General features: G+C 67.4%; 1 protein-coding gene. It reads right to left on the bottom strand.

The features are described from left to right. On the bottom strand, positions 1-761 hold a 761-nt coding region (gene cobA, locus EN964_RS36120), incomplete at both ends, for a uroporphyrinogen-III C-methyltransferase (protein WP_127277567.1).

Here is a 761-nt window from a genome sequence, read left to right as displayed (position 1 = left end):
GCGTGCCGTGGAAGCGACGCCGGTTGGCGAGGCTGGCATTCTCGACCACGGCCACCGCAGTGTCCGGCGACAGACCGGCCTCGATCAGCCGTCCGGCAACCTCGGCGGCCACCGAGCGGCCCATATAAACGGCGACGGTGGCGCCGGAAATGGCGAGCTTGGCCCAGTCGGGCAGCGAATTGCCCTTGAGGTCGTGGCCGGTGGTGAACACCATCGACGAGGAGACACCGCGCAAGGTCAGCGGCAGTTCGAAATCGGCGGCGGCGGCAAAGGCCGCGGTGACACCCGGAACCACCTCATAGGCGATGCCGGCATCACGAAGTGCCGCCATCTCTTCGCCGGCCCGGCCGAACACCAGCGGATCGCCCGACTTCAGCCGCACGACACGCTTGCCTTCACGGCCAAGCTCGACCAGCAGCGCATTGATCTCAGCCTGGCTCTTGGTGTGGCAGCCCTTACGCTTTCCGACCGGCAGGCGCTCGGCATCGCGGCGACCCATGGCAACGACCGCCTCGGGCACCAGCGCGTCATGGACGATGACATCGGCTTCCATCAGCAGACGATGGGCCCGCAAGGTCAAAAGATCCTCGGCGCCCGGACCGGCGCCAACCAGCGCGATGTGACCGCAAGCGGGCGTGTCCGACAGCAGGAGATCGACGGCAGCTTCATGCGCCTGCGAAAGCTGGCCGGCTTCGGCCGCGCGCGCAGGAGCGCCAGAGAAGAAATCATTCCAGAAGCGGCGGCGGGCATTGCCTTTCGGC

The sequence above is a fragment of the Mesorhizobium sp. M7A.F.Ca.CA.001.10.2.1 genome (genome assembly GCF_003998575.1).
GTDB lineage: Bacteria > Pseudomonadota > Alphaproteobacteria > Rhizobiales > Rhizobiaceae > Mesorhizobium.
Note: the sequence above shows the minus strand (reverse complement) of the source record. Positions and strands in the feature narration are given on the sequence as shown.